Annotated in this window: 24 protein-coding genes and 1 pseudogene; 8 read left to right on the top strand and 17 right to left on the bottom strand. The window is 67.8% G+C overall.

The features are described 5' to 3' along the window. Positions 1–4: 4 nt before the first annotated feature. Together LDL21_RS28655 and LDL21_RS28650 are read right to left on the bottom strand one after the other, a co-directional pair. Complete coding sequence (locus tag LDL21_RS28655; RefSeq protein ID WP_225282524.1) at positions 5–889, bottom strand: SPFH domain-containing protein; 885 nt, start codon at positions 887–889, stop codon at positions 5–7. 65 nt (positions 890–954) lie between these two features. Further along, positions 955–2,289 (bottom strand): FAD-binding oxidoreductase, encoded by a 1,335-nt coding sequence (locus LDL21_RS28650; RefSeq protein ID WP_225282523.1) that lies wholly within the window; start codon positions 2,287–2,289, stop codon positions 955–957. Positions 2,290–2,359: 70 nt separating this feature from the next. Between LDL21_RS28650 and LDL21_RS28645 the strand changes: the two genes are divergently transcribed. Next, positions 2,360–3,259, top strand: a complete 900-nt coding sequence (locus tag LDL21_RS28645) for a LysR family transcriptional regulator (protein WP_225282522.1) — start codon at positions 2,360–2,362, stop codon at positions 3,257–3,259. An 87-nt stretch (positions 3,260–3,346) separates the two neighbouring features. Beyond that, positions 3,347–4,891 carry an acyl-CoA carboxylase subunit beta gene (locus tag LDL21_RS28640; protein ID WP_225282521.1) on the top strand — a complete coding sequence of 515 codons (1,545 nt, stop codon included), beginning with the start codon at positions 3,347–3,349 and terminating at the stop codon, positions 4,889–4,891. Here LDL21_RS28640 and LDL21_RS28635 read toward each other — a convergent pair. Further along, entirely contained in the window at positions 4,878–5,795 is a 918-nt protein-coding gene (locus tag LDL21_RS28635) for a LysR family transcriptional regulator (protein ID WP_225282520.1), read from the bottom strand. The genes LDL21_RS28640 and LDL21_RS28635 overlap by 14 nt on opposite strands. A gap of 88 nt (positions 5,796–5,883) precedes the next feature. On the opposite strand from LDL21_RS28635, the gene LDL21_RS28630 reads away from it, so the two are divergent. Both LDL21_RS28630 and LDL21_RS28625 read left to right on the top strand, forming a co-directional pair. Beyond that, the gene (locus tag LDL21_RS28630; protein WP_225282519.1) at positions 5,884–6,726 is read left to right on the top strand and encodes an oxidoreductase; all 843 of its coding nucleotides are present in this window, start codon (positions 5,884–5,886) and stop codon (positions 6,724–6,726) included. Between the two features lie 6 nt (positions 6,727–6,732). After that, complete coding sequence (locus LDL21_RS28625; RefSeq protein ID WP_225282518.1) at positions 6,733–7,365, top strand: DUF1579 family protein; 633 nt, start codon at positions 6,733–6,735, stop codon at positions 7,363–7,365. Positions 7,366–7,380: 15 nt separating this feature from the next. Here LDL21_RS28625 and LDL21_RS28620 read toward each other — a convergent pair whose 3' ends face one another. Both LDL21_RS28620 and LDL21_RS28615 read right to left on the bottom strand, forming a co-directional pair. Beyond that, positions 7,381–7,836 (bottom strand): ABA4-like family protein, encoded by a 456-nt coding sequence (locus LDL21_RS28620; protein WP_225282517.1) that lies wholly within the window; start codon positions 7,834–7,836, stop codon positions 7,381–7,383. After that, positions 7,833–8,780 (bottom strand): hypothetical protein, encoded by a 948-nt coding sequence (locus LDL21_RS28615; protein ID WP_225282516.1) that lies wholly within the window; start codon positions 8,778–8,780, stop codon positions 7,833–7,835. The genes LDL21_RS28620 and LDL21_RS28615 overlap by 4 nt, the downstream gene beginning before the upstream one ends. 103 nt (positions 8,781–8,883) lie before the next feature. Here LDL21_RS28615 and LDL21_RS28610 point away from each other — a divergent pair, with 103 nt between their 5' ends. Beyond that, positions 8,884–9,513: a MerR family transcriptional regulator gene (locus LDL21_RS28610; RefSeq protein ID WP_225282515.1), complete on the top strand. Its 630-nt coding sequence runs from the start codon at positions 8,884–8,886 to the stop codon at positions 9,511–9,513. A 47-nt stretch (positions 9,514–9,560) separates the two neighbouring features. Here the strand turns inward: LDL21_RS28610 and LDL21_RS28605 are convergent, their stop codons facing one another. The 4 genes from LDL21_RS28605 to LDL21_RS28590 all read right to left on the bottom strand — a co-directional run bounded on the left by LDL21_RS28605 (position 9,561) and on the right by LDL21_RS28590 (position 13,397). Beyond that, entirely contained in the window at positions 9,561–10,313 is a 753-nt protein-coding gene (locus LDL21_RS28605; protein ID WP_133734253.1) for an amino acid ABC transporter ATP-binding protein, read from the bottom strand. 23 nt (positions 10,314–10,336) lie between these two features. Continuing rightward, on the bottom strand, positions 10,337–11,275 hold the full coding sequence (locus tag LDL21_RS28600; RefSeq protein WP_181697679.1) for an amino acid ABC transporter permease: 939 nt from the start codon (positions 11,273–11,275) through the stop codon (positions 10,337–10,339). Position 11,276: 1 nt separating this feature from the next. Next, complete coding sequence (locus tag LDL21_RS28595) at positions 11,277–12,116, bottom strand: ABC transporter substrate-binding protein (RefSeq protein WP_225282573.1); 840 nt, start codon at positions 12,114–12,116, stop codon at positions 11,277–11,279. A 192-nt stretch (positions 12,117–12,308) separates the two neighbouring features. Continuing rightward, entirely contained in the window at positions 12,309–13,397 is a 1,089-nt protein-coding gene (locus LDL21_RS28590; RefSeq protein ID WP_225282514.1) for an isocitrate/isopropylmalate dehydrogenase family protein, read from the bottom strand. Positions 13,398–13,472: 75 nt separating this feature from the next. Here LDL21_RS28590 and LDL21_RS28585 point away from each other — a divergent pair, with 75 nt between their 5' ends. Both LDL21_RS28585 and trxA read left to right on the top strand, forming a co-directional pair. Next, positions 13,473–13,973 carry a 2'-5' RNA ligase family protein gene (locus tag LDL21_RS28585; protein ID WP_225282513.1) on the top strand — a complete coding sequence of 167 codons (501 nt, stop codon included), beginning with the start codon at positions 13,473–13,475 and terminating at the stop codon, positions 13,971–13,973. A 49-nt stretch (positions 13,974–14,022) separates the two neighbouring features. Continuing rightward, complete coding sequence (gene trxA / locus LDL21_RS28580) at positions 14,023–14,397, top strand: thioredoxin (RefSeq protein ID WP_181697676.1); 375 nt, start codon at positions 14,023–14,025, stop codon at positions 14,395–14,397. A 76-nt stretch (positions 14,398–14,473) separates the two neighbouring features. Here trxA and LDL21_RS28575 read toward each other — a convergent pair whose 3' ends face one another. Next, complete coding sequence (locus LDL21_RS28575) at positions 14,474–14,896, bottom strand: 2-isopropylmalate synthase (protein WP_225282512.1); 423 nt, start codon at positions 14,894–14,896, stop codon at positions 14,474–14,476. A gap of 347 nt (positions 14,897–15,243) precedes the next feature. Here LDL21_RS28575 and LDL21_RS28570 point away from each other — a divergent pair, with 347 nt between their 5' ends. Then, positions 15,244–15,555, top strand: coding sequence for a DUF6191 domain-containing protein (locus LDL21_RS28570; protein ID WP_181697674.1), 312 nt, complete (start codon positions 15,244–15,246; stop codon positions 15,553–15,555). Positions 15,556–15,588: 33 nt separating this feature from the next. Here the strand turns inward: LDL21_RS28570 and LDL21_RS28565 are convergent, their stop codons facing one another. The 7 genes and pseudogenes from LDL21_RS28565 to LDL21_RS28535 form a co-directional block, all read right to left on the bottom strand. Continuing rightward, complete coding sequence (locus LDL21_RS28565; RefSeq protein WP_225282511.1) at positions 15,589–16,362, bottom strand: acyl-[acyl-carrier-protein] thioesterase; 774 nt, start codon at positions 16,360–16,362, stop codon at positions 15,589–15,591. 162 nt (positions 16,363–16,524) lie between these two features. Next, entirely contained in the window at positions 16,525–16,950 is a 426-nt protein-coding gene (locus tag LDL21_RS28560; RefSeq protein ID WP_225282510.1) for an SRPBCC domain-containing protein, read from the bottom strand. 91 nt (positions 16,951–17,041) lie between these two features. Further along, a complete protein-coding gene (gene polA / locus LDL21_RS28555) occupies positions 17,042–19,780 on the bottom strand; it encodes a DNA polymerase I (protein WP_225282572.1) in 2,739 nt (912 codons plus the stop codon). A gap of 104 nt (positions 19,781–19,884) precedes the next feature. Further along, positions 19,885–20,580 (bottom strand): ABC transporter ATP-binding protein, encoded by a 696-nt coding sequence (locus tag LDL21_RS28550; RefSeq protein ID WP_225282571.1) that lies wholly within the window; start codon positions 20,578–20,580, stop codon positions 19,885–19,887. Between the two features lie 150 nt (positions 20,581–20,730). Further along, positions 20,731–21,681: pseudogene (locus tag LDL21_RS28545) on the bottom strand (ABC transporter ATP-binding protein); the annotation flags it as partial. After that, the gene (locus LDL21_RS28540; protein ID WP_225282509.1) at positions 21,678–23,087 is read right to left on the bottom strand and encodes a branched-chain amino acid ABC transporter permease; all 1,410 of its coding nucleotides are present in this window, start codon (positions 23,085–23,087) and stop codon (positions 21,678–21,680) included. The pseudogene LDL21_RS28545 and the gene LDL21_RS28540, both read right to left, overlap by 4 nt. Beyond that, positions 23,084–24,097 (bottom strand): branched-chain amino acid ABC transporter permease, encoded by a 1,014-nt coding sequence (locus LDL21_RS28535; protein ID WP_225282508.1) that lies wholly within the window; start codon positions 24,095–24,097, stop codon positions 23,084–23,086. Before LDL21_RS28535 ends, LDL21_RS28540 begins: the two co-directional genes overlap by 4 nt. Between the last annotated feature and the right edge of the window lie 25 nt (positions 24,098–24,122).

Raw genomic sequence — 24,122 nt, 5'->3', positions numbered from 1 at the left:
GACCTCAGTAGAGGGATCCGGCGTTGACGACCGGTTGCGTCGCGCGGTCGCCGCAGAGGACGACGAGGAGGTTGGAGACCATGTTGGCCTTGCGTTCCTCGTCGAGTTCGACGGTGCCCTGCTCGGCGAGGCGGTCGAGCGCCAGGGCGACCATCCCGACAGCGCCCTCGACGATCTGGGTGCGGGCGGCGACCACCTGCGCGGCCTGCTGACGGACCAGCATCGCCTGCGCGATCTCGGGTGCGTAGGCCAGGTGGGTGATGCGGGCCTCGATCACCTCGATACCGGCGGTGAGGGTGCGTTCGCGCAGTTCGACGGTGAGTTCCTCGGCCACCTCGGCGCCGTCGCGCAGACTGGTGCGGGTGTCGTCGTGGGCGTCGTAGGGGTGCGTGGTCGCCAGGTGACGGACCGCGGCCTCGGATTGGGTCTCGACGTACTCCTCGTAGTCGTCGACCGCGAAGGCGGCCTTGAAGCTGTCGACCACCTTGTAGACCACCACGGCCGCGATCTCGACGGGATTGCCGTCGGCGTCGTTGACCTTCAGTTTCTGGGTCTCGAAGTTGCGCACTCGCAGCGAGATGGACTTGCGGTCGCTGAGCGGGACCACCGAGAAGAAGCCCGGTTCGCTGACCGAGCCGATGTAGCGACCGAAGAAGGTGACGACCTTTGCCTCGTTGGGGTCGACCACGATCAGCCCGGTGGCCAGCGCCGCGACGATCACCACGCCGAGAACGCCGACCACCGCGCCTGCCCAGGCGAGCGCGCCGCCGTCGTGCTTGGACACCGAGATCAGCGACAGCACCGCGAGGGCGCCGAACAGCAGGGTGGACACCAACCACCCGAGTAGGACGGCAAATCCGTTGAAGCGAAAGGCGGGCCGCAGTTCCATGACATCCTCCGATATCTGAGTGATATCATTACAATAGCAGATACAGACTGCGGCGACAACGCCGGTTACACGCGGGGGATGGTGCGATTGGCGCGGAACATGCCGTACGGGTCGTACTTCGTCTTCAAGGCCCGCAGCCGGTCGAAATCGGCAGGTGGATAGCCCGCCGCGGTCTGCTCGGGGCCTGCCGCGGCGCCCGCTCCGTAGAGGAAGTTGAGGCTGTGGCCGATCGTCCACGGCGCCAGCGCTTTTCGCACCGTGTCCAGCGCGTCGGGAGCGGCGTCGCCGGCGCCCGCGTCGGTGATGACCCGCACGATGTACTCGGCGTCGCGGTGACCGATCGACGCGGCCCCCCGGCGCAGCGCCCCACCCAGATGACGGATGTCGATCACGGCGTCGACCGGTCCGCCGGGTGCGGTCTGCGCCCGCAGCGCGGCCACCGCTTCCGGGGTGAGGTCGGCGAGCAGCGCGTTGGTCGCGGCGTAGGCGTGCGGGAAGTCGGGATCGCTGTGCACCGTGTGGGATTCGGTGTAGGGCATGGTGCGCAGGTCGTCGCGCAGACGGTCACCGATCGCGCGCAACGGTGCGATCAGGCGCTCGGCCTCCTCGGCGGGCAACGTGCTCGCCACCCGGATGGAGGCGACATGCCTGCCGCGCAACGGCTGCGGGACCGGCGGAATGTCGGGGAAGGTCAGCACGGCGACGGTTGAGGTGATTTCCTCGGGCACGGTCGCACTCCACTGCCGCCAGGTGTCGAGCACCGTGTCGACAAGCGGGGTGTCGAAAAGTAGCTGGCCGCCATAGATTTCGGTGACGGGCACGAGGTCGAGTTCGAGGGCGGTCACCACACCGAAGTTGCCGCCGGTGCCGAGGACCGCCGCGAACAGTTCGTCGGCGGGGCCGAGGGTACGGACGCGACCGTCCGCCGTGACGAGTTCTATCGAGCGCACATGATCTGCGGCGTAACCGAATTCGCGGCCGAGCAGGCCGAGGCCGCCGCCGAGCACGTAGCCGACCACACCCACCGACGGTGAGGAACCGTTCAGCGGGGCCAGCCCGTGCGCGGCGGCCGCCTCGACCAGTGCGCCGGCCCGCACACCGGCGCCGACCCTTGCGGTTCGTTTGTCCGGGTCGACGGTGATCGCGTTCATCCGGCCGGTGGTGACGAGCACACCGCCGTCGACGGCGACCGACAGACCGTGCCCGGTGGCCTGCACCGCGAGGGGAAGACGGTGTCGCGCCGCGTATTCCACGGCGGCGCGCACGTCCTCGGTGTGGACGGCGCCGGCGACGAGTGCGGGCCGGTGAGCGTAGGCGGTCTGGAACCCGGCGATTTCCTGCTGGTACCCGGCGTCGTCCGGGGTGAACACGGGCCCGGTGAAAGTGGCGGTTTCAGTCATGACTCCACTGTGCTCACCTCGGTGCAATAAGCCCAACAGATAGTTTTTCTGGCTCCTATAATCTCTGGTTATGGAACTGCGGCAGCTGCGCTACTTCGTGACGGTCGTCGACGAGGGCGGCTTCACGCGAGCGGCCCAGCGCCTGCACCTGAGTCAGCCGGGGCTGAGCGCCCAGCTCAAACAGCTCGAACGCGAACTCGGCCAGCGGCTCCTGGATCGCGGCGCCCGAACCGTCACCCCGACCGAGGTCGGCCGGGCGGTTCTCGACCATGCCCGCGCCGCCCTGGCCGCCGTCGATCGCATCGACCAGACCGTCCAGGAGTTCAGCGGATTGCTGCGCGGCCGGGTGCGGTTGGGTGCCATCTCCGGTGCGGCGGCCGACGAGTTCGACATCGCGGGCGTGCTGGCCGGCTTCCACCACGATCACCCCGGTGTCGCGATCAGCCTGACCGAGGACACGTCCGAACGCATGCTCGCCGCACTCGACCGCGACGACCTCGACCTCGCCCTGGTCGGCCTCACCGGTGCCGAGCTCGGACCCGGCATCGCCACCGACGTGGTGCTCGAGACGCCGCTCGTCGCCGCGGTCGCCGCCGAGGCCGACGAACCCGCCGACACCATCACCCTGCGGGCACTCACCGGGCGACGCCTCATCTGTCTGCCCCGCGGCACCGGCCTGCGCGGAATCTTCGAACGTTCCTGTGCTGCCGCGCGTTTCGTTCCGGAGATCGCCTTCGAGGCGGCCGCTCCCCCGCTGCTGCTCGAGCTCGCCGCACGCGGCCTCGGCACGGCGGTGGTGCCCGCGCTCGGCGCCGAGGAAGCCGCGGGATTCGGGGTTCGGGTGCTCTCGATCGTCGAGCCGGCGATCCGTGGCAGGCTGGCGCTGGCCTGGCGAGCCGATCGGCCACTCACTCCGGCGGCCAAGGTGCTGCTCGGTCAGCTGCGGATCGCGCTGCGCACCGGCACCTGATGCCGCCCGCGCCGCCGTCGTCACGGCGGCGTTAGGCTCGCACCACACTGATGAAGGAGAGCTCGACCACGACAGGAAGGGCGCGACATGGGGCAGTCGACAACCGCGGGGAAGTTGCGGGAGCTGCGGCAGAATCTGGTGGCGGCACAGGAGCCGGCGGGGGAAGCCGGCGTCGCCAAGCGGGCGGCCAAGGGGATACCGAGTCCGCGTGAACGGATCGACATGCTGTTGGACAAGGGCAGTTTCGTCGAAATCGGCGCCCTCGTGCGGCAGCCGGGCGACGGCCTCTACAGCGACGGCGTGGTCACCGGGCACGGAACCGTGGACGGGCGCCCCGTGGTGGTGATCGCCCACGACCAGACCGTGTACGGCGGGTCGGTCGGTGAGATGTTCGGCCGCAAGGTGGCCATGGCCATGGACCGCGCGGCCGACGTGCAGTGCCCGTTCATCGCGATCAACGACTCCGGCGGCGCCCGTGTGCAGGACGCGGTGACCTCGCTGGCCTGGTACGCGGCCATGAGCCGCCGCCAGCTCCGGCTGTCGGGACTGGTGCCGCAGGTGTCGATCATGCTCGGCAAATGTGCTGCGGGAGCGGTGTATTCGCCGATCAACACCGATGTGCTGATCGCCACCGAGTCGGCGTACATGTTCGTCACCGGTCCCGAGATCATTCGGGAGACCACCGGCGAGGTGGTCACCCTCGAGGAGCTCGGCGGCGCGTTCAACCAGGCGCAGAACGGCAACATCCATCACGTCGCCGCCGACGAGCAGGCCGCCTTCGACTGGGCGCGAGCGTATTTGAGCTACATGCCGTCGAGCTGTTTCGACGAGGCGCCGGTGGTGAATCCCGGCCTCGAACCCGGGATCACCGAGTCCGATCACGAACTCGACTCGCTGATTCCGGATTCCGATCGCGCCGGTTACGACATGTACGACGTGCTGTTACGCATCTTCGACGACGGCGATTTCCACGAGATCGGTGGCAATGCCGCCCGCAATCTCATCACCGGTTTCGCGCGCGTCGACGGGCGAAGCGTCGGCGTGATCGCCAACCAGCCGCTCGTGTCCAGCGGCGCGATCGATGCCCGCTGCTCGGACAAGGCGGCCCACTTCATCCGCCTCTGCGACGCGTTCGGGTTGCCGCTGGTGTTCGTCGTCGACACGCCTGGTGTGCTGCCGGGCGTCGAGGAAGAGAAGATCGGCGTCATCAAGCGCGGCGGGCGGTTCTTCTACGCGGTGGTCGAGGCGACCGTGCCGATCGTCACCGTCGTCGTGCGCAAGGCCTACGGCGGTGGTTACGCGGTGATGGGCTGCAAGCAGCTCGGCGGCGATGTGAACCTGGCGTGGCCGACCGCGCGTATCGCGGTGATGGGCGCGGAGGCGGCGGTCGGGTTGACGCAGCGGAAGCAGCTGGCCGCAGTTCCCGAGGAACAGCGCCGCCAGGTGCGTCAGCAGATGATCGACTTCTACAACACCACCGTGGCCACCCCGTGGATCGCCGCCGAACGCGGCTACATCGACGCGGTGATCGAACCGTCGCGGACCCGCTTGGAAATCCGCAAGGCCCTGCGCCTGCTCGCCGACAAGCGCGAGATCCGAGGGCCACGCAAACACCTGCTCATGCCGTTGTGACACCGTGCTCGGCCCGGCGCCCACGCCGGGCCAGCCCGCATGCCGCCACATAGCCGCGGACCAGGGGGCGGGTGTCGTCGCGGCGCCAGGCCAGGGCCAGTTCGCAGGGGCTGATCCCGGTGACCGGTCGGCACACCACGCCGTCGCGGGTCACCATCGGTGCGTTTCCGGTGGCCAGCAACACGACGCCGTCGCCGTTGACCAGGGCCTCGTAGGTTTCCTCGGTGCTCGAGACCTCGGCGCCGATGACGGGTTCACGCCCGTCACGGGCATCGAGGGCGAGCCAGTAGTCGCGCAGGATGCCGGCCGAATGCGGGAGTGCCAGAAAGGGTTCCGCGAGGAGATCCGCGAAGGCGATCTGGTCGCGGGTGGCGAGCCGGTGTGTGCTCGGCAAGGCGACCAGCCGCGGTTCCGTCGCGACCACGTGCCAGTCGTAGCGGGCGTGGTCGAGCGGCAACCAGACGAAGGCGACATCACTTGATCCATCGGCCAGCCCTGCTGACGGATCTTCCCAACTGAACTGGCGCAGTATCGGTTTCGCGTGTGGAAAGGCGGTGCCGAACCGGGAGCGGATGGCGGGCAGGATGCCACGGCCCGGGCTCGTGCTGATCCCGATCGTCAGGACCGCCGCCTGCGTGGCCTTGGCGGCCGCGACCGCGGCTTCGCCGAGCTCCCACGCCGCGAGTACCTGGCGGGCGTGCGGCAGCAGCGCCGCACCCGCCGCCGTCAAGGTGACCGACCGCGGTCCACGCACGAACAATGCGGTGCCGGCCTGCTTTTCGAGCTTGCGGATCTGTTTGCTCAGCGCGGGCTGGGACACATACAGCCGTTCGGCGGCGCCGGTGAAGGTGAGCTGCTCGGCGACCGCGACGAAGTAGCGCAGATCGCGCCCGTGCACATCCATAACCATTGGTTATCACAACGGGTCTTGGACGGCATCCGCGGACTCGAGCAGGATCGGGGACGAAACATCAACGGGTAGAGGAGTTCTGATGAGTGTTCCGCAGATCTGGTTGGTCACCGGGGCGAGCAGTGGTTTCGGCCGGGCCATCGCGCAGGCGGCGATCGAGGCGGGCGACATCGTCATCGCCGTCGCCCGGCGCACCGCCGCCCTCGACGATCTGGTCGCCGCGCATCCCGATCAGCTCGAGACCGTCGCCCTCGATGTCACCGACACCGACCGTATCGACACGGTGATCGCCGATGTCGTGGCCCGCCACGGCCGCATCGATGTGCTGGTCAACAATGCGGGCCGCACCCATGTGGGCGCGGTGGAAGAGACCACCGATGCCGAACTTCGCGCCCTGTTCGACCTGCATCTGTTCGGCCCCGCGGCATTGACCAGGGCGGTCCTGCCGCACATGCGCGCGCAGCGCAGCGGTGCGATCGTGCAGATGAGCAGCGTCGGTGGGCAACTGTCCTTCGCCGGGTTCTCCGCCTACAGCGCGACGAAATTCGCACTGGAGGGCCTGTCGGAAGCGCTGGCCGAGGAAGTGGCGCCTTTCGGGATCAAGGTGCTGATCGTGGAGCCCGGCGCCTTCCGCACGGGCCTGTTCGGGCCGGGCGCGGCCGCCTTCAGCGCCGAGTCCGAGGTGTACGCCGACACCGCGGGCGCCACCCGCCGGATGGTCGAGGGCGGCGACGGCACCCAGCCGGGCGACCCCGCCAAGGCCGCCGCCGCCATCCGCACCGCCCTCGCCGCCGAGCACACCCCGCTGCGATTGCCGTTGGGGTCCGACTCGGTCGACGCGGTGCTCGGCCACCTCGACGCCGTCCGTGACGACGTGCTGACCTGGGAGAAAGTCTCGCGCGACACCACCTTCGACGAGAACTGAAAGACGATGCGCACCAGACTGTTCCGCACTCTCGCTCCGCTGGTCCTGGTCACCGCCGCGCTGCTCGGATCGGCTGCCTGCGGTGACAACACCTCGGCCGCCCCGGTACCGCCGACGACCGCCCAGCAGGTGCCCCAGGACGCGGGGCACGCACGGCTGAACCAACTGGTCGGCGAGTGGACGGCCGAGAAGTCCACGTTCGTCGCGGGCGGCACGCCGGAGAACCCGATCGTCACCCGCGACGCGGTCTCACGGTGGAGCTGGGTCGCCGAGACCGGCGGCAACTTCCTGCGCGAGGAGGTCACCGGGACCTTCGGCGACCGCCCCTACTACCGGCTCGGTCTGCTCGGCTACTCCCCTGTCGACGACCGCTACGAATGGTCGACCTTCGACAGCGTCACCCCGCTGACCATGGCCTACCGTGGCGCCAAGGGCAGCGCCAACGCACCGGAGCTGTCGATGACCGGGGAGTTCACCGACCCCGGCATCACCGGACCGGCCAATGTCGGCAAGTCCGTCCCGATGCGCACGGTGATCAGGCTGGAGTCGTCGGATCGGACGGTCATGGAGCTCTACTTCACCCCGCCCGGCGAACCGGAGCGGCTGGCCGACCGCGTCGTACTGACCAGGCTCAGCTGACCTCGCCGACAGCGTTCACACGATGGCCGGATCCGCCTGCGGTGCGGGCGGATTCGGCGCCCGGCTCACCACTGTCCGCAACACGAGATAGATCGGGAACGCGATGGGCGACAACAGGATCGTGCCGACCAGCAGGGGTCCCATGAGCAGCGGGTGGATGGCGCGGTCACGGCTGTCGAGGTAGATCCAGCGGCCGAGGAACAGGTCCCAGGCGAGGATCTGGGCCCACAGCGCGGTCAGGACCGCGGGTTCGGCGGCGGCGGCGGTAATGGCGGCCAGCGACGGCGAGGTCACCAGCGACCACAGGGTCCCCAGGACCGGGATCGCCACGATCGCCCAGATCACCAGGGACGGCGCGACGATCCACGGTGAGGCGATGACCGGGCGGGTGCGCCGCCACGTCGGCGCGAAGATCATCAGCGCCCAGAACGGCACCGTGACATAGAACGACAGGTCGAACAGCGTGCTCATGCGGTGACCACCTTCCGGTTCCCGATCGCGCTCGCGAACGAAACCAATACTCCGACAACAACTCCCACGGCGATCACCGCGGCGACGACAAGGGTTGTCCGGTCCGGGTGGACGAGCGGCTGCCCACGCAGCGCCTGCCAGGTCACCAGGGCCAGCACCGCGGCGTAACCACCCGAGGCGGTGAGGATCAGGCCGAGCCGCACGCGGGCGTGCCGCAGCAGCGGAATCCGTGGCGCGAGGACCACGAGCCCGGCGGCGAGCAGCGGCAGGATCTGCAACGCGTGCATGCCGACGAAGTGCGGAATGCGCAGGTCACCGTTGGTGGTGCTCCAGCCGGTGATCGGCATACCCGGTGTGCCGTCGGGCGCACCGACGGTGTGCGCGCCCGCGATGCCCTCCACCCCCGTTTTCTGCATGGGCATCAGCTGCCCGAGCGCCAGACCGACGAGGGTGATCGCGAGCCCGAGCCGGATCGACCAGGTGACGGCGGCATCGCCGATACGGGCGCGCCACAGACCGACCGCGACGGCCATCGTCGCGAGGAACAGCACGACGATGGTGACGGCCATCGTCACCCAGAGCACCGTGTCGAACACTGTCGTCGTGTTGAAGTGACTGCGGGTACCGCGCACCACCTGCCCGACGATGATCACCTGCTCGATGGTTCCGGCGATCACGATCACCGTGGCCATCCACCACAGGAATCGGGATGGCTTGGGCCGCAACGAGATCAGCCAGGCCAGCGCCACGCTGTAGAGCACGAACGACAGTGCGAACTTGGACGGCTTGAACCAGGCGGTCGATCCGGCGATCACCCGGTCGTCGACCAGCATTCCGACGACGGTCACCACCGACAGGACCACGTTGACGGCGGCGAAGTACAGCAGCGGCCGATGCAGTGGGGCGTGGCGGCGAGGCAAGGACTCTGTGATGGGGACGGACATGCGAATCTCCCGACGTTCTAGATAGCTACACTATCCGTTATGGATAGTTAGACTATCCACGAATGGGGCGCTAAGCAAGAGGGGGCGAACGAAGGAGGCGACGGTGCGGATCTCTGAGTTGAGCGAACGCAGCGGCATCGCGGTGGCGACGATCAAGTACTACCTGCGTGAAGGGCTGCTGCCGCCCGGCGAACGCACCGGCCCCAACCAGGCCAGTTACGGAGACGAGCATCTGCGCAGGTTGCGCCTGGTGCGCGCGCTGATCGAGGTCGGCGGGCTACCGGTGGCCACGGTCGGTGACGTACTGCGGGCCGTCGACACCCCCGACCTGCCGATGTTCAGCCTGCTGGGCGTGGTGCAGGGCAGCCTCATCTCCCCCGCCCCCGCCGCCTCCGACGCCGAGTGGGAGCGCGCCTACGAGACCGTGCGCAGGGAAATGGATCGGCGGGGATGGTCGATGAAACCGGCCCAGCCGCTGATCGAGGCCCTCAGCGCCGTCCTCGTGCGCGCCGCCCAGCTCGGTTACCCCGAGTGGGGCGAGACCGCGCTGCCCGCCTACTTCGACGGCGCGCGCATCGTCGCCGAAACCGATGTCGCCACGGCACTTTCGGCAGGTGAGCGCGACGCCGTCGTCGACGCGGTCGTCGTCCTGACCGTCCTGGGCGACACCGCCCTCGCCGCCATCCGCCGCATCGCCCAGGCCCAGGTGTCCCTCGAACGACTGGAGTCCTGACGACGAACGGCCCCGCGGATCACCGCAGGGCCGTTCGGGTCGATCTCTCAGAGCAGACGTGAGAGGAAGGACTTCGTCCGTTCGTGCTGAGGGTTGGACAGCAGCTCACGCGGCGGTCCCGACTCCACCACCACACCGCCGTCCATGAACACCAGCTCGTCGGCGACTTCGCGGGCGAAGCCCATCTCGTGGGTCACCACCAGCATCGTCATACCCGAATCGGCCAGCTCACGCATGACCGTGAGCACCTCACCGACCAGTTCGGGGTCCAGCGCCGAGGTCGGCTCGTCGAATAGCATCAGTTTGGGATCCATGGCCAGCGCACGCGCGATCGCCACCCGCTGCTGCTGACCGCCCGAGAGCTGCGCGGGGTAGGCATTGCGCTTGGCCGACAGACCGACCCGCTCGAGCAGTTCCTCGGCCCGGGCGATCGCCTCGGACTTGCGGATGCCACGCACCTGGGTGGGCGCCTCGATGACGTTCTCGAGGGCCGTGCGATGCGGGAACAGGTTGAAGTGCTGGAACACCATGCCGATGTCGCGGCGCTGGACCGCGGCATCGCGCGGATGCATCTCGTAGAGCTTGCCGTTCTTCTCCCGGTAGCCCACGAGTTCGCCGTCGACGTAGAGCCTGCCGGCGTTCACCTGCTCGAGGTGGTTGATGCAACGCAGGAAGGTCGACTTACCCGAGCCCGACGGGCCGACCAGGGTGAGCACCTTGCCCCGGTGCACCTCGAGCGAGATGCCCTTGAGCACCTGCAGCGCACCGAAGTTCTTGCACACCCGATCGGCGAGCACCATGGGAGGTGCGGTCACTGCTTCGCTCATTTCGCCTTCACCGCCGCCTGCGCCGTGGCCAGTTCCTCGAGCTGCTTGGCCGTCAGCTGCCGGGTGGCACCGCGCGAGTAATACCGTTCCAAGTAGTACTGCCCGACCATCAGCACGCTGGTGATCGCCAGGTACCAGGTGGCACAGACGAGCAGCAGCGGGATCGGCTGGAAGTTCACGCCGTAGATGTCGCGGGCACGGCCGAACAGATCGGTACTCAAGGGGATCGCAGTCACCAGCGAGGTGGTCTTGAGCATGCCGATCAGCTCGTTGCCAGTGGGCGGGATGATCACCCGCATCGCCTGCGGCAGCACCGTGCGGCGCATGGTCTGCGTCCATGACATGCCGAGGGCGATGGACGCCTCCCGCTGACCCTCGCCGACGGAGTTGATGCCCGCGCGCACGATCTCGGCCATGTACGCGGCTTCGTTGAGGCCGAGACCGATCACCGCGAACAGGAACGCGGCCTGCAGGTTCTGCACGTCGATATGGAAGAACTGCGGACCGAACGGCACACCGAGGTCGATCTGCTTGTACAGCGACGGGACCAAGCCCCAGAACACCAACTGCACGAACACCGGGGTGCCGCGGAAGATCCACAGGTACACCCACGCGGTGGTGCGCAGCACCGGGTTCGGCGACAGGCGCATCACCGCGAGGATCGTGCCGAGACCCACCGCGATCGCCATCGCGAGCACGGTGAGTTCCAGGGTGACGATCGCGCCCTGGGTGATCCGGCTGTCGAACAGGTACCTGCCGTAGGTGTCCCACTTGTAAGCGGGGTTGGTGGCAGCGCCGTAGACGAACAATCCGACCAGGATCAGGATGATTGCCGCCGCGATCCAGCGGCCCGGCCTGCGCAGCGGGACCGCTTTGATCGGTTCGGGTTCGGTGCCCGGTCCGGGCACCTCCACCGTGTCTTTCTCGTCGGTCACGTCAGCTCACTGCGCCGTTGATAACCGAGGTCTTGATCTGACCGGATTCGACACCCCAGTTCGTGGTGATCTCGCCGTACTTGCCGTTGTCGATCAGGTGCTGCAGCGCCTTCTGCAGCGACACCGCGAGCGGCGAACCCTTCTGCACGGCCCAGCCGTAGGGCGCCGAGTCGAACAGCGGGCCCGAGGACTCGATCTTGCCTTCGCTCTGCTTGATCGCGTACGCCGTCACCGGCGAATCGGCCGACATCGCGTCGACCTGACCGAGGACGAGCGCGTTGGTCGCCGCGCTCTGCTCGTCGAACGGCTTCATATCGATCGGCGGCTTGCCTTCGGCGACGCACTTCGCGCTCTTGGCGGGAATCTCTTCGGTGTGCTCGACCGTGGTGGCCTGAACGGCGACGCGCTTACCGCACGCGTTGTTCGGGTCGATGGTCTTGCCGGTCTGCTGGGCCCACTGGATACCGGCGTTGAAGTAGGTCGTGAAATCGACCTGCTGCTCGCGTTCGCGCGAATCGGTGATCGAGGACATACCCACGTCGTAGGTGCCTGCCTGGATCGCGGGAATGATCTTCTCGAAGGCGGACTCCTGATAGTCGACCGTCACCCCGAGGGTGGCGGCGACCGCGTCGAGCAGGTCCACGTCGAAGCCGACGATCTTGCCGCTGGCGTCCTTGTACTCGTTCGGCTGGTACGGCACGTTCACGCCGACGACGATCTTGCCTGCTTGCTTCACCTTGTCGGGCAGCGTCGCGGCGATCGCATCGACCTTCTCGGCCGAGACCTTGGTGACCTCGGTGGTATCGCCCTCGGTGTTTTCCGCGCAGCCGGTCAACACCATCGCGCCCACGGCGGCGGTACAGAGCAACCGCACGGCACCGCGGCCGAGCACAGTTCGAACAGACAAAGGAGCCTCCACATTTCACGTCGACGCCGGCCACGTGTCAGCGCCTGTTTGGCAATGTATGCGAACCGGACACAGCGTGGTGCGACAGTAACCGAAGATTAATCAGCGAATGTGAAAGGGGTGGGTTCACCTCCGGTGCACGCGGGCGGCGACCTGTTCGGTGAATTCGCTGGTCGAGGCGAGACCGCCGAGATCCGCGGTGGCGACTCCGGCGGCGAGCGTGGCCGCGACCGCACCGGAGATCCGGTCCGCCGCCGCATTCAGCGCACGATTTCCGTCGCGAACTCCCAACCAGCGCAACAACATTGCCGCCGACAGTTGCAAGGCCACCGGATTCGCCCGATTGTGCCCGGCCAGACCGGGTGCGGCACCGTGCACCGCCTGCGCCATCGCCTTGGTATCGGAGCAGTTGAGCGAGGGCGCCATGCCGAGCGACCCGCTCAGCTCGCCCGCCAGGTCCGAGAGGATGTCACCGAAGAGGTTCTCGGTGACGATCACGTCGAACTCGCCGGGCGCGCGCACGAGGTGCGCGGCCATCGCGTCGACGTGCGCGTCGTCGACCCGCACGTCCGGATACTGCTCGGCAATCTCGTAGCACACGTCACGGAAGAGGCCGGTGGTCATCGGTAGGACGTTCGCCTTGTGCACCACCGTGACCCGCTTGCGCCGTCCCCGCGCCAACCGCAGCGCCTGATGGGCGATCCGTTCGCACGCCTGCCGGGTGACCACGGCCACCGCCATGGCCACGTCCTCGGTCGGCTTGAACTCCCCCGACCCGGCGAACATATTGCGATCGGCATAGAAGCCCTCGCTGTTCTCCCGCACGATCACCAGGTCGATATCGGCTGCCGTCGCACGCACTCCTGGGAAGGCCACGGCGGGACGGATATTCGCGTACAGACCGAGGCGCTTGCGGATGGCACCGCCGGGCGCCACCCGCATGTCGGCCGGGTAGGAGGCGTTGTCGTGCGGGCCGAGGACCCAGGCGTCGAGCTCGTCGAGTGCCGTGAGGGTCTGCTCGGGCAGCGGATGACCGAATTCGGCGATGGCGTCGTGGCCGATGCGCAGCGGCACCCAGTCCACCGGGTCGAGCCCGGCCGCGCCGACCGCCTCGTCGACCACCACGCGGGTGGCGGCCACCACCTCGGGTCCGATGCCGTCACCGTCGATCACTCCGAGCCGCACGCTCGCCTTCGTCGTGTTCACGCGCTCCATCCTCGCCCCTGCCGCCACGCCACCGGCACGCGGACATACCGGAGCGACTAGTTTCTGCAGATCATGGTGCAGTCGGTGGAGCTCCTCCTGGACGACGCGGGCGAGGCCGAGGTCCGCAGGCAGTGGGCCGAGCTGGCCCGTCTCGGGCTTGCCGCCCCGCGCGGGGAAACCCATCGACCACACATCACCGTCGCGGTGGCCCGCGAGATCTGGCCGAGGATCGACCGGGCGCTGGCGGGCCTGGAGTTCGCACCGTTGCCGGTCCGCCTGGGCGGACTGCTGATCTTCGGGGCACGCAGGCCGATTCTCGTGCGATCGGTGATCGTCACCGAGGAACTGCTCGACCTGCACCGCCGGGTCGACGAGCTGGTCGGCCCGTGCCCCGGTATGCCGGCGAACACGCGGCCGGGCGCGTGGACACCACACGTGACACTCGCCCGCCGCGTGACCACGGAACAGCTCGGCGCGGCGGTGGACGCGGTGGCCACCGACCACGAATTTCCGGCCGTTGTGGTGGGCATTCGCCGTTGGGACGGAGACGCGCGGCAAGAGCATGTGGTAGTCGGTGGAAGATAGAGGGACGCCGAGGCGTTACAGCCGAGGACACCGACAAGGAGAGGACGTCATGGCCACCCAGACGCTGACCCAGCAGAACTTCGACGAAGTCGTCACCGGAAACGACGTGGTACTCGTCGATTTCTGGGCTTCCTGGTGCGGGCCCTGCAAGAGTTTCGCACCGACCTTCGAGGCGTCGTCGGAGAAGCACACCGACGTCGTCCACGGCAAGGTCGACACCGAGGCCGAGCAGGGGCTCGCCGCCGCCGCCAACATTCGGTCGATCCCGACCATCATGGCCTTCCGCGAGGGCGTGCTCGTGTTCGCCCAGCCCGGGGCGCTGCCCGCCGCCGCGCTCGAGGATCTGGTGACCCAGGTCAAGGGTTTGGACATGGACGAGGTGCGCAAGCAGATCGCCGAGCAGCAGAACTCGCCTGCCGAATAGGTCGCCTACTCGACCGCTGAAACGTCAAGGGCCCGTTCACCTTTCATGAGGTGAACGGGCCCTGCGCGTCGATCTGTCAGTTGGCGAGCAAGTTGACGCCCGCGATCATGGCGCGCACGGTCGACTCGGCGCCGCCGGCGCCCATGGCGGCGGCCCATCCACGCTTGCCGTTGAACTCGCACTGCACGAAGGTGGCGATACCGGCCTCGGTGCGGCGCTGGTGGAAGCGGAGGATCTCGAGGGGGTAGCCCTCGTCGTAGAGCGCCGAGGTCATCGCGGCGACCGGGTTACCGGCGGCGATGACGGTGCGCAGGTGGTTGCGGAGTTCCAGAGTGGCGGTGAAATCCGTTCCGGAACAAGTGAATTCGCCGAGGGTGACCGGTCCGGTGATCCGGATGTAGCGGTCGGCGAAGTCGGCGGGGTCGAGGCCACGGAGCTCGGCGCGCAGGGCCTTGGGCGCGGCGTCGAACATGGCATGGTCCAGTGTGAGCAGTGTCATTGCAGGTGAGGTCTTCCCGAAGATGTCTTCGTTGGCAGAGGGGACCAGCAGTACAAAAGAGAAATCAGCCCGCAGCGAGGGGGCCGGTCCGAATCAGACCCCGCTACGGCGGGTTACTACGAGAAGAATCTGCCGTGTGGCTGCCGGCGCGGTCTGCGCAGCAGCGACCGCGCGGTCGCGGTGAGCGACAAGCGGCGCGGCGAAGCGGTCGGCGGGATTCGGCACGACTACGACAATAGGGGCGTCGTCGCGAAATCGCAACCTTGTTTCCCGCTCGACGTGTCTACTCGTGAGTACCATCACTGCAGCTCAGAGACCACTCACCGGAGGCGGGGTACCGTGAGCGCATGGGTACGGTCTTCGCGATGACGATCCCCGGGCTGGCGATCGGGCTCATCCTGCTCACGCTCTTGGAAGTGGTTGTCAACCGGCTCACCGGCAGCCGGGTGCTGCCCTGGACCCGCAAGCGCCGTGGACCGGCCGTCGCCGCGACGGGCTTCGAGCATCTGGCCGCCATGTTCCAGGGGTCCAAGCATCACGAATTCGAACAGCGGCAGACCACGCTGATGCACCGGGAGAACCCGTCCGACGGTGCGCCGCCACGCGACGAAATAGATCTGGGCCGCAGGTCCGCGCGGTTGATCGCGCGCGAGCGCTGAGCACGGAAGCCGCTGTGCGGCAATAAGGTGCCGTCAGGTCGCGGCGCGGGCAGACAGCGCAGTCACCGACGCCAGCGCGCGAGCCGAGCCGTCCACGTCCATCTGCATCCGCAGACCGTTCGGACGAACGCTCGTACGCAGGACGACCTTGTCTCGGGCCATCACCGGGCCGACATGTTCGATGACCGCCCGGTAGGGCAGTTCGTGGGTGTCCGGGTGAGCGGCGAGGGTCTCCTCGAGAGCTTCCCAGTACACGGCGTTGTTGACGTGGCCGAGGCGGTCGACATCGGTGACGCGCAGCGGGAACGGCACCGTCTCCACATCGGGGTCGTCGAGTTCGGCGAGGGCGGCTTTCCAGCGCAACCGGTGCTCGGTGGTACTGGCCAGCATCGGCGCCATGAAGGTGTCGGTCATGCGGGCGGGTCGCCCGGCCACAGGGTCGATATGGATCAGGAACGCGGCCGCCTCGATGTGCCCACCCCATTCGCCTTTCAGCTGGATCCGCATATCGCACCAGCGGTTCGACAGGGCGTCGGCCCAGCGGCGCAACTGCACCCGGTCGCCGAACACGATCGGCTCGTACACGTCGATAACGGTGCGCCGCACGATCCAGGCCTGGTGGATATCACCGTCTTCGACCGCGTCGAGATGATCGAACCCGATGTCCTGCAGGTACCGGGCGACCGCGTCGAGGCGCAGCCGGTCCTGGTCGTCGGTATCGCCCAGGCGGACCGGCCACGAGCGCGCGAAGGCCTGCGTGATGTCGAGGCAGTCGGGCAGCGGGGTGGGGATGACGTCGACGGGCATGAGCCGATGCTGTCACACATCGGGGTCGGTGGCCGGGGACGACTCGCGAGTCGCGGGTGCTCACAACTGTGCGGGCCGTCGCTGGTGCATCGGCACGACCGCCCCGAGCCGTGGGGCCACGGGCTGCGATCCGGTTCGACAAGGGAGTTTGCCGTCGGGCGTTCACTCCTCGGCGGCCGCTTTGATCCCGTCGACGTGGGCGGTCCACATCTGCCGGGAGTGCTCGGCGTCCGCCTCGGTGGCGTTGTTGTCCTGACTCAGCGACAGGTGTGTCGTCGTGTCGTCACCGGTGAGCTCGTAGGTGAGGGTGTGGTAGTTCGCGGGAATGTCGGGCTGCCCGCTCAAGGGGCTGTAATGCGTCATGCGCAGCAACCGGCCGGGCTCTGCGGCGAGGATCTCACCGCGGTCCTCGTATGCCCTGCCCTGAAACTCCCCCGTCCAGGTGATCGAACTACCCGGCTGCCAATCGGTGCGCACCTCGGCACCGAACATGAACTTGCGGATCTGCGCTGGGTCGGTCAGCACCTCCCACACCCGCTGTGGAGAGGCGTCGACGTCGGTCCGCACGGTCGCGACGAATCCGGTCATGATGCTCAACTCCTTCGGTCGATCACCACCACCTTAGGACCGCGACCGGCGCGCCGTCTTGGACGAACGCGCCAGGTCGTGGCCGGTGGACTCAGTGTGCGGCGGCGTCCCAGCTGCGCCCGGTGCCTACCGAGACGGTGAGCGGGACCGACAGCTCGATCGCGTTCGCCATCTGTTCGTGCGCGAGGGCTTCCAGCGCTTCGCGCTCACCCTCGGCCACCTCGAAGACGAGTTCGTCGTGGATCTGCAGCAGCATGCGCGAGCGCAGGCCCGCCTCGCGGATCGCGGTGTGGACGTTGATCATGGCGACCTTGATGATGTCGGCGGCGGTGCCCTGGATGGGGGCGTTGAGCGCCATCCGCTCGGCGGCCTCGCGGCGCTGGCGGTTGCTCGAGTCCAGATCGGGCAGGTAGCGGCGACGACCGAACAGGGTCTGGGTGTAGCCGACCTTGCGGGCCGCCTCGACGACCTCCGACAGGTAGTCGCGGATGCCGCCGAAGCGGTCGAAGTAGACCTCCATCTGGTCCTTCGCCTCGGCGGTGCTGATCTTGAGCTGGGCGCTGAGGCCGTAGGAGCTCAGACCGTAGGCAAGGCCGTAGGACATCGCCTTGATGCGGCGGCGCATCTCCGGCGTCACCTCCGACAGCGGGATGTCGAACGCCTTGGACGCGACGAAGGTGTGCAGGTCCTCCCCCGAATTGAACGCCTCGATCAGGCCCGCGTCGCCCGACAGGTGCGCCATGATGCGCATCTCGATCTGGCTGTAGTCGGCGGTCATCAGCTCCGAGTAGCCGGGGCCGACCACGAAGGTGTCGCGGATCATGCGGCCGGTATCGGTGCGGATCGGGATGTTCTGCAGGTTCGGTTCGGTCGAGGACAGGCGACCGGTGGCGGCGATGGTCTGGTTGAACGTGGTGTGCACGCGACCGTCGTCGGCGACCGACTTGAGCAGGCCGTCGACGGTCACCTTGAGCCGGGTCGCGTCGCGGTGGGCGAGCAGGTGTTCGAGGAAGGCGTGGCCGGTCTTCTCGAACAGCGATTCCAGCGCATCGGCGTCGGTGGTGTAACCGGTCTTGGTGCGCTTGGTCTTCGGCATGTCGAGTTCGTCGAACAGCACCACCTGCAGCTGCTTGGGCGAACCGAGGTTGATCTGCTTGCCGATCACGTCGTAGGCGGCGTTGGCGGCCTCGCTGACACGGTCGGCGAACTGCTGCTGCAGATTCTCGAGCTGGGTGACGTCGACGGCGATACCCGCCTGCTCCAGCTCGCCGAGCACGCCGAGCAGCGGCAGCTCCATCTCCTCGAGCAGGGCGGTGGATTCGATCTTGGCCAGTTCCTCGTCCAAGGCGACGGCCAGGTCGGCGACCGCGCGGGCGCGCAGCATTTCCTCGCGGGCGATGCCCTCCGCGACGCTGTCCTCGTCGTCGAGCAGCGACAGCTGGGTCTGCTCGCTGGTCTCGGCGCGCAGTTCGCGCTTGAGATAGCGCAGCGACAGGTCGTCGAGGTTGAAGCTGCGCTGGCCCGGACGGACCAGGTAGGCGGCCAGCGCGGTATCGGTGGTGAGCCCGGCCAGGGTGAAACCGCGCCCGCGCAGGGCGTGGCCTGCCGACTTCGCCTCGTGCAGCGCCTTGGCGACCGCCGGGTCGGCGAGCCAGGCCGCCAGCGCCGTCTCGTCCTCGGGCGTGAGCACGGTCAGGTCGATGTAGCCGCCCTCGCCATCGGCCGCGGCGATCGCGAGCGCCCGGGCTTCACCGTGCACCGGCGTACCCGTGCCGACGATCGAAAGCCCGTGGCGCGCACCTGCTTTCGCGTGCTCTGCCAGCCAGTCCGCGACCGCGCCCTGGTCGAGTGCGCCGCCGCTGATCTCGAAACCCGACTCGGCTTCGGGCTCGGGCGAACCGAGGGTGTCGAACAGCCGATCGCGCAGCACCCGGAATTCCAGGTCGTCGAAGAGCTGATGGATCTTCTCCCGGTCCCAGGGCGCCTTGATGAGCTGGTCGGGGGTGTAGGCCAGCGGTACCTCACGCACCATTTCGGTGAGCTGGCGGTTGAGGACCACACTCGACAGGTTCGCGCGCAGCGCGTCGCCTACCTTGCCCTTCACCTGGTCGACCCGCTCGACCAGCGTGGCGAGGTCGCCGTACTCGCGGATCCACTTCGCCGCCGTCTTCTCCCCCACCCCCGGAATGCCGGGCAGGTTGTCGCTCGGGTCGCCGCGCAGCGCCGCGTAGTCCGGGTACTGGGCGGGAGTGAGTCCGTATTTCGTCTCCACCTCGGCCGGGGTGAACCGCGTGAGATCCGAGACGCCCTTCTTCGGGTAGAGCACCGTGACATCGTCGTTGACCAGCTGGATCGCGTCCCGGTCACCGGTGACGATCAGCACCCGATACCCCTGCGCCTGCGCCTGGGTGGTGAGCGTGGCGATCACATCGTCGGCCTCGTACCCGTCGATCGCCATCACCGGGATGCCCATGGCCCCCAGCACGTCTTTGGTGAGCTCGACCTGCCCGCGGAACTCGTCGGGCGTAGCGCTGCGATTCGCCTTGTACTCCGGGTAGGCCTCGGTCCGGAACGTCTTGCGCGACACATCGAAGGCCGCCGCCACATGCGTCGGCTGTTCGTCGCGCAGCAGGTTGATGAGCATCGACGTGAACCCGTACACCGCGTTCGTCGTCTGCCCCGTGACGGTCTTGAAGTTCTCCGCCGGTAGCGCGAAAAACGCACGATAGGCAATGGAATGCCCATCGAGCAGCAGCAGCGTCGGCCGCTCGCCCTCCGCGGCAGTGGTCGTAGTCGATGCCTGAGCAGTCGTCGGTGAACTCACCCGCATGAGTGTAGGGACACCCACCGACACCGCGGCTATTGGTGCGCGGGCGTGCTCGGAAAAAAGGCCGGGCACGCTGTGGCAGCGTGCCCGGCCTCCTCAGTACCCGATCAATCCACGCCCAAATACGCGGACATCACCGCCGAGTCGGTCAGCAGATCGGCACCGGCACCGGTCTTGGTCACCTCACCGGTTTCCAGGATGTAGGCCCTGTCGCTGCGCGTCAGCGCCTGCTGGGCGTTCTGCTCGACCAGCAGCACGGTCGTGCCCTGCCGGTTGATCTCACTGATGATCCGGAAGATCTGCTGGATCACCATCGGCGCCAGACCCATCGACGGCTCGTCGAGCAGTAGCAACTTGGGCCGTGCCATCAGCGCGCGCCCGATGGCCAGCATCTGCTGCTCACCACCGGAGAGCGTGCCACCCACCTGCTTGCGGCGCTCGGCCAGCCGTGGGAACAACTCGAACACCCACTCGAGCGTCTTCTGATACTCCGCCTTGTCGTCGAAAGGCCTGCCGTAGCAACCCATATCGAGGTTCTCCAGCACCGTCATGCCGGGGAAGACCCCGCGACCCTCGGGTGCCTGGATGAGACCCTCGACCACCCGGTCGTGGGCCTTCATCGTGGTGATGTCCTTGCCCTCGAACAGGATCCGCCCCGAGGTGAGCGGCAGCAGACCCGACAGCGCCCGCATGGTCGTGGTCTTGCCCGCGCCGTTGGCACCGAGCAATGTGACCAGCTCGCCCGGCGCGACCGACAGCGAAATACCGTGCAGCGCTTCGATCCGGCCGTAGTGCACCACCATGTCGCGCACTTCGAGCAGCGGTGTCTGTGCGGCAGGCTCGGCGGGTTCGTCCTTCTCGAGCACCGTGGTACTCGCCACGGTCGCCCCCGCCGCCGGAGTCGCGCCCTCCGCCGCGGCGGCATCGGCTCCCTCCCGCACCTCGGCCACCGTATCCGCGTCGGGCACACCGAGGTAGGCCGCGATCACCGCCGGATCCTCGCGCACCTGGGTCGGCAGCCCGTCGGCGATCTTGCGGCCGAACTCGAGCACCACGATGCGGTCGGTCACGCCCATCACCAGCCGCATGTCGTGCTCGATGAGCAGCACGGTGTACCCGTCGTCGCGGATCTTGCGGATCAGGTCCATCAGCGCCGACTTCTCGCTGGGGTTGAACCCGGCGGCCGGCTCGTCCAGGCACAGCAGTTTCGGCTCGGTGGCCAGCGCTCGCGCGATCTCGAGCCTGCGCTGGTCGCCGTAGGACAGGTTGCGCGCCTTCTCCACCGCGCGCGGTGCGATGCCGACGAATTCGAGCAGGGCCATACCGCGCTCGATGGCGTCGCGTTCCTCGCGCCGGTGCTTGGCGGTGCGGAACACCGCGCCGGGCACCGAGGTGGTGTGGCGCGCGTCCGTGCCGACGACGACGTTCTCGAGTGCCGTCATCTCCCCGAACAGCCGCACGTTCTGGAAGGTGCGCGCGATCCCGAGCCGGGTGATCTCGTTGCGCTTGGTCTTGGCCAGCGGTTTGCCGTCGAAGTGCACGCTGCCCGCCGCTGGCTTGTACACACCGGTGATGGCGTTGAAGCAGGTGGTCTTGCCCGCGCCGTTGGGGCCGATGAGCCCGAGGATCTCGCCGCGGCGGATCTCGAAACTCACCCCGTCCAGAGCCGTCAGGCCACCGAATTTCACCGTCAGCCCGTCGGTGCGCAACAGCGGCTCACCGACGGCGGTCTCGATCGCGCGGTGCGGTGCGACCACGTCGGCCACGGCCTCGGCGTCGCCCAGTTCCGGCATCACCGCGGTCACGTCGACCTCGCCCGCGGGCTCGACCTCCGGTGCCGCCTTGTACCCGGCGGCCATGTCCTCGTTGTCGTACAGCGCGTCGCCCGCGCCCGGCCCGGTCATCGCCTTGCTCCGATCAGTTCGGCCGGCTTGCGCACGGCCTGGTACACCTGTCTGCCGTAGGTGAGCAGTTTCTGCCGCACCGGGAACAGGCCCTGCGGTCGCAGAATCATCATCACCACCAGCGCGATGCCGAAGTAGAGGTACTTCAGGTCACCGAGGGACTGCGCGCCGCCCTGGCGGTGCAGCAGCACACTGCCGAGCAACAGCAGCCCGAGGATCACCGCGACCACCGCGACGGTGGTCACCGCGCGCGTGGCCCACACCCCCAGCGTGTTGCCCCGCCACCGCCACAGCAGCCACAGCCCGACCAGGACCGCGACATCGACCGCGAGCAGCAGATAACCGGTCGATTCGTTGGAAACCAACTGCACCGATTGCAGCCGAACCGGCAGGTAGGCGATGAGGAACGCGCCGACGATCACACCGAGCTTGTTGCCCGATCCGCCGAGCACCACCGCGCACAGGAACAGCATCGACAAGATGATGTCGAACTGCTTGGGGTTGACGTAGGTGACCTGACCGGCGTACATCGCGCCCGACAGGCCGCCGACCGACGCACCGATCACGAACGCCCACAGCTTGAACTTGAACGTCGGCACGCCCATGATCTCGGCGGCGTCCTCGTCTTCGCGGATCGCGACCCAGGAGCGACCGACCCGGCTGCGCTCGAGGTTGCCGATCACCAGCAGCACGACCACGACCAGCGCCAGGCCGAGCCAGAACCACCAGGCGCCGTTGCTCGCCCTGGTGAACGGATTCCAGCTGTCGGGGTCACCGAGGTTGCCCGGGGAGAAGAATCCGCCCGGTTTGGTCTCCGACTCGCCGACTTCCGGATAGGAGATCTTGGACAACCCGAGGCTGCCGTTGGTGAGATCGCCGAGGTTGTCGGCCATCAGGCGCACGATCTCACCGAAGCCGAGCGTCACGATGGCCAGGTAGTCACCGCGCAACCGGAGGGTCGGCGCGCCGAGGATCAGACCGGCCACCGCGGTGAGCGCCACCGCGAGCGGCAGGCACGCCACCCAGGCCCAGCCGGGTTCGAGCCAACCACCATCGGTCTGGTTCCACGGACTGTTCGGGCTGGTCAGCAGGCCGACGGTGTAGGCGCCGACGGCGTAGAAACCGACGTAACCGAGGTCGAGCAGACCGGCCTGGCCGACCACCACGTTCAGGCCGATCGCGATCAGCGCGTACATGGCGAACTGCGCCATCACACCCGCGAAACTCGCGCCCGGCGTGTCGAGCAACGGCGGCGGGAACAACGGAAGCAGCGCGAGCACCGCGAGCACCGGGATGCCGACCGCCCACTGGCCGGGCCGCGAGAGCCCGTCCCACCAGCTGCGGATCGCGTCGCCGATGCCACGCTTGTCCTGTTGCGCCACTGCGGTTTTCGTCGTGTCGGTCATGCGCGTGCCCTCCCCAGACTCTCACCGAGGATGCCGGTGGGCCGGAACATCAGCACGGTCACCAGCAGCACGAACGCGACCACGTCACGCCATTCGGTGCCGAACAGGATCTGCCCGTACTGCTCGGCGACGCCGAGGATCAACCCGCCGAGCAGTGCGCCGCGCAGGTTGCCGATGCCACCGAGGACCGCGGCGCTGAAAGCCTTGATACCGAGAATGAATCCGCCGGAGAAGATGATGCCGGTGGGAATGTAGAGCGTGTACAGCATGGCGGCCGCGCCGGCCAGCAGGCCGCCGATGAGGAAGGTCAGCATGATGACCCGTTCCCGCGAGACGCCCATGAGGGTTGCGGTGTCGGGATCCTGGGCCACGGCACGGATGCCGCGGCCGAACTTGGTCCGGTTGATGACGACCTCGGTGATGATCGCGAGCACGATCGCCGCCGCGAAGATCACCAGCGCCACATTGGTCACCTGCGCGCCGAGGAAGGTGAACTGCACCTTCGGCTCGACCAGCCGGATGCCGGTCTGAGCGTTGGAACCGCCGAGACCCGGCTTGATCTTGGGCAGGATGTAGTGCACGAATTCCTGGATCACGAACGACATACCGATCGCGGTGATGAGGAAGGCGAGCGGTTTGGCGCCGCGCCTGCGCAGTGGCCGGTAGGCGACGCGTTCCAGGCCGACGGCGGCGATGCCCGAGACCAGCATGCCGAACAGCATCGCCAGGCCGAGATAGGTGATCGTCAGGACGACACCCTGGGAATACACATTGCCGCTCGGGGCGAAGCCGAGCAGCTCCAACCCCACGTACGTACCGAACATACCGAGCATGAAGATCTCGGAGTGGGCGAAGTTGATCAGTCGCAGCACGCCGTAGACCAGCGTATAGCCGACGGCGACCAGCGCGTAGATCGAGCCGTAGGTGAGACCGTCGACCGTCAGTTTCCAGAACTGGTCGATCACCCCGGACACATTGAAATCGATGGACCCCTCGGCCAGCAGGGTCACACCGAGCGATGCGGCTTTGTGCTTG

The sequence above is a fragment of the Nocardia rosealba genome, assembly GCF_020216065.1.
Classification (GTDB): domain Bacteria; phylum Actinomycetota; class Actinomycetes; order Mycobacteriales; family Mycobacteriaceae; genus Nocardia; species Nocardia rosealba.
This window is presented reverse-complemented; position numbering and strand designations above follow the sequence as displayed.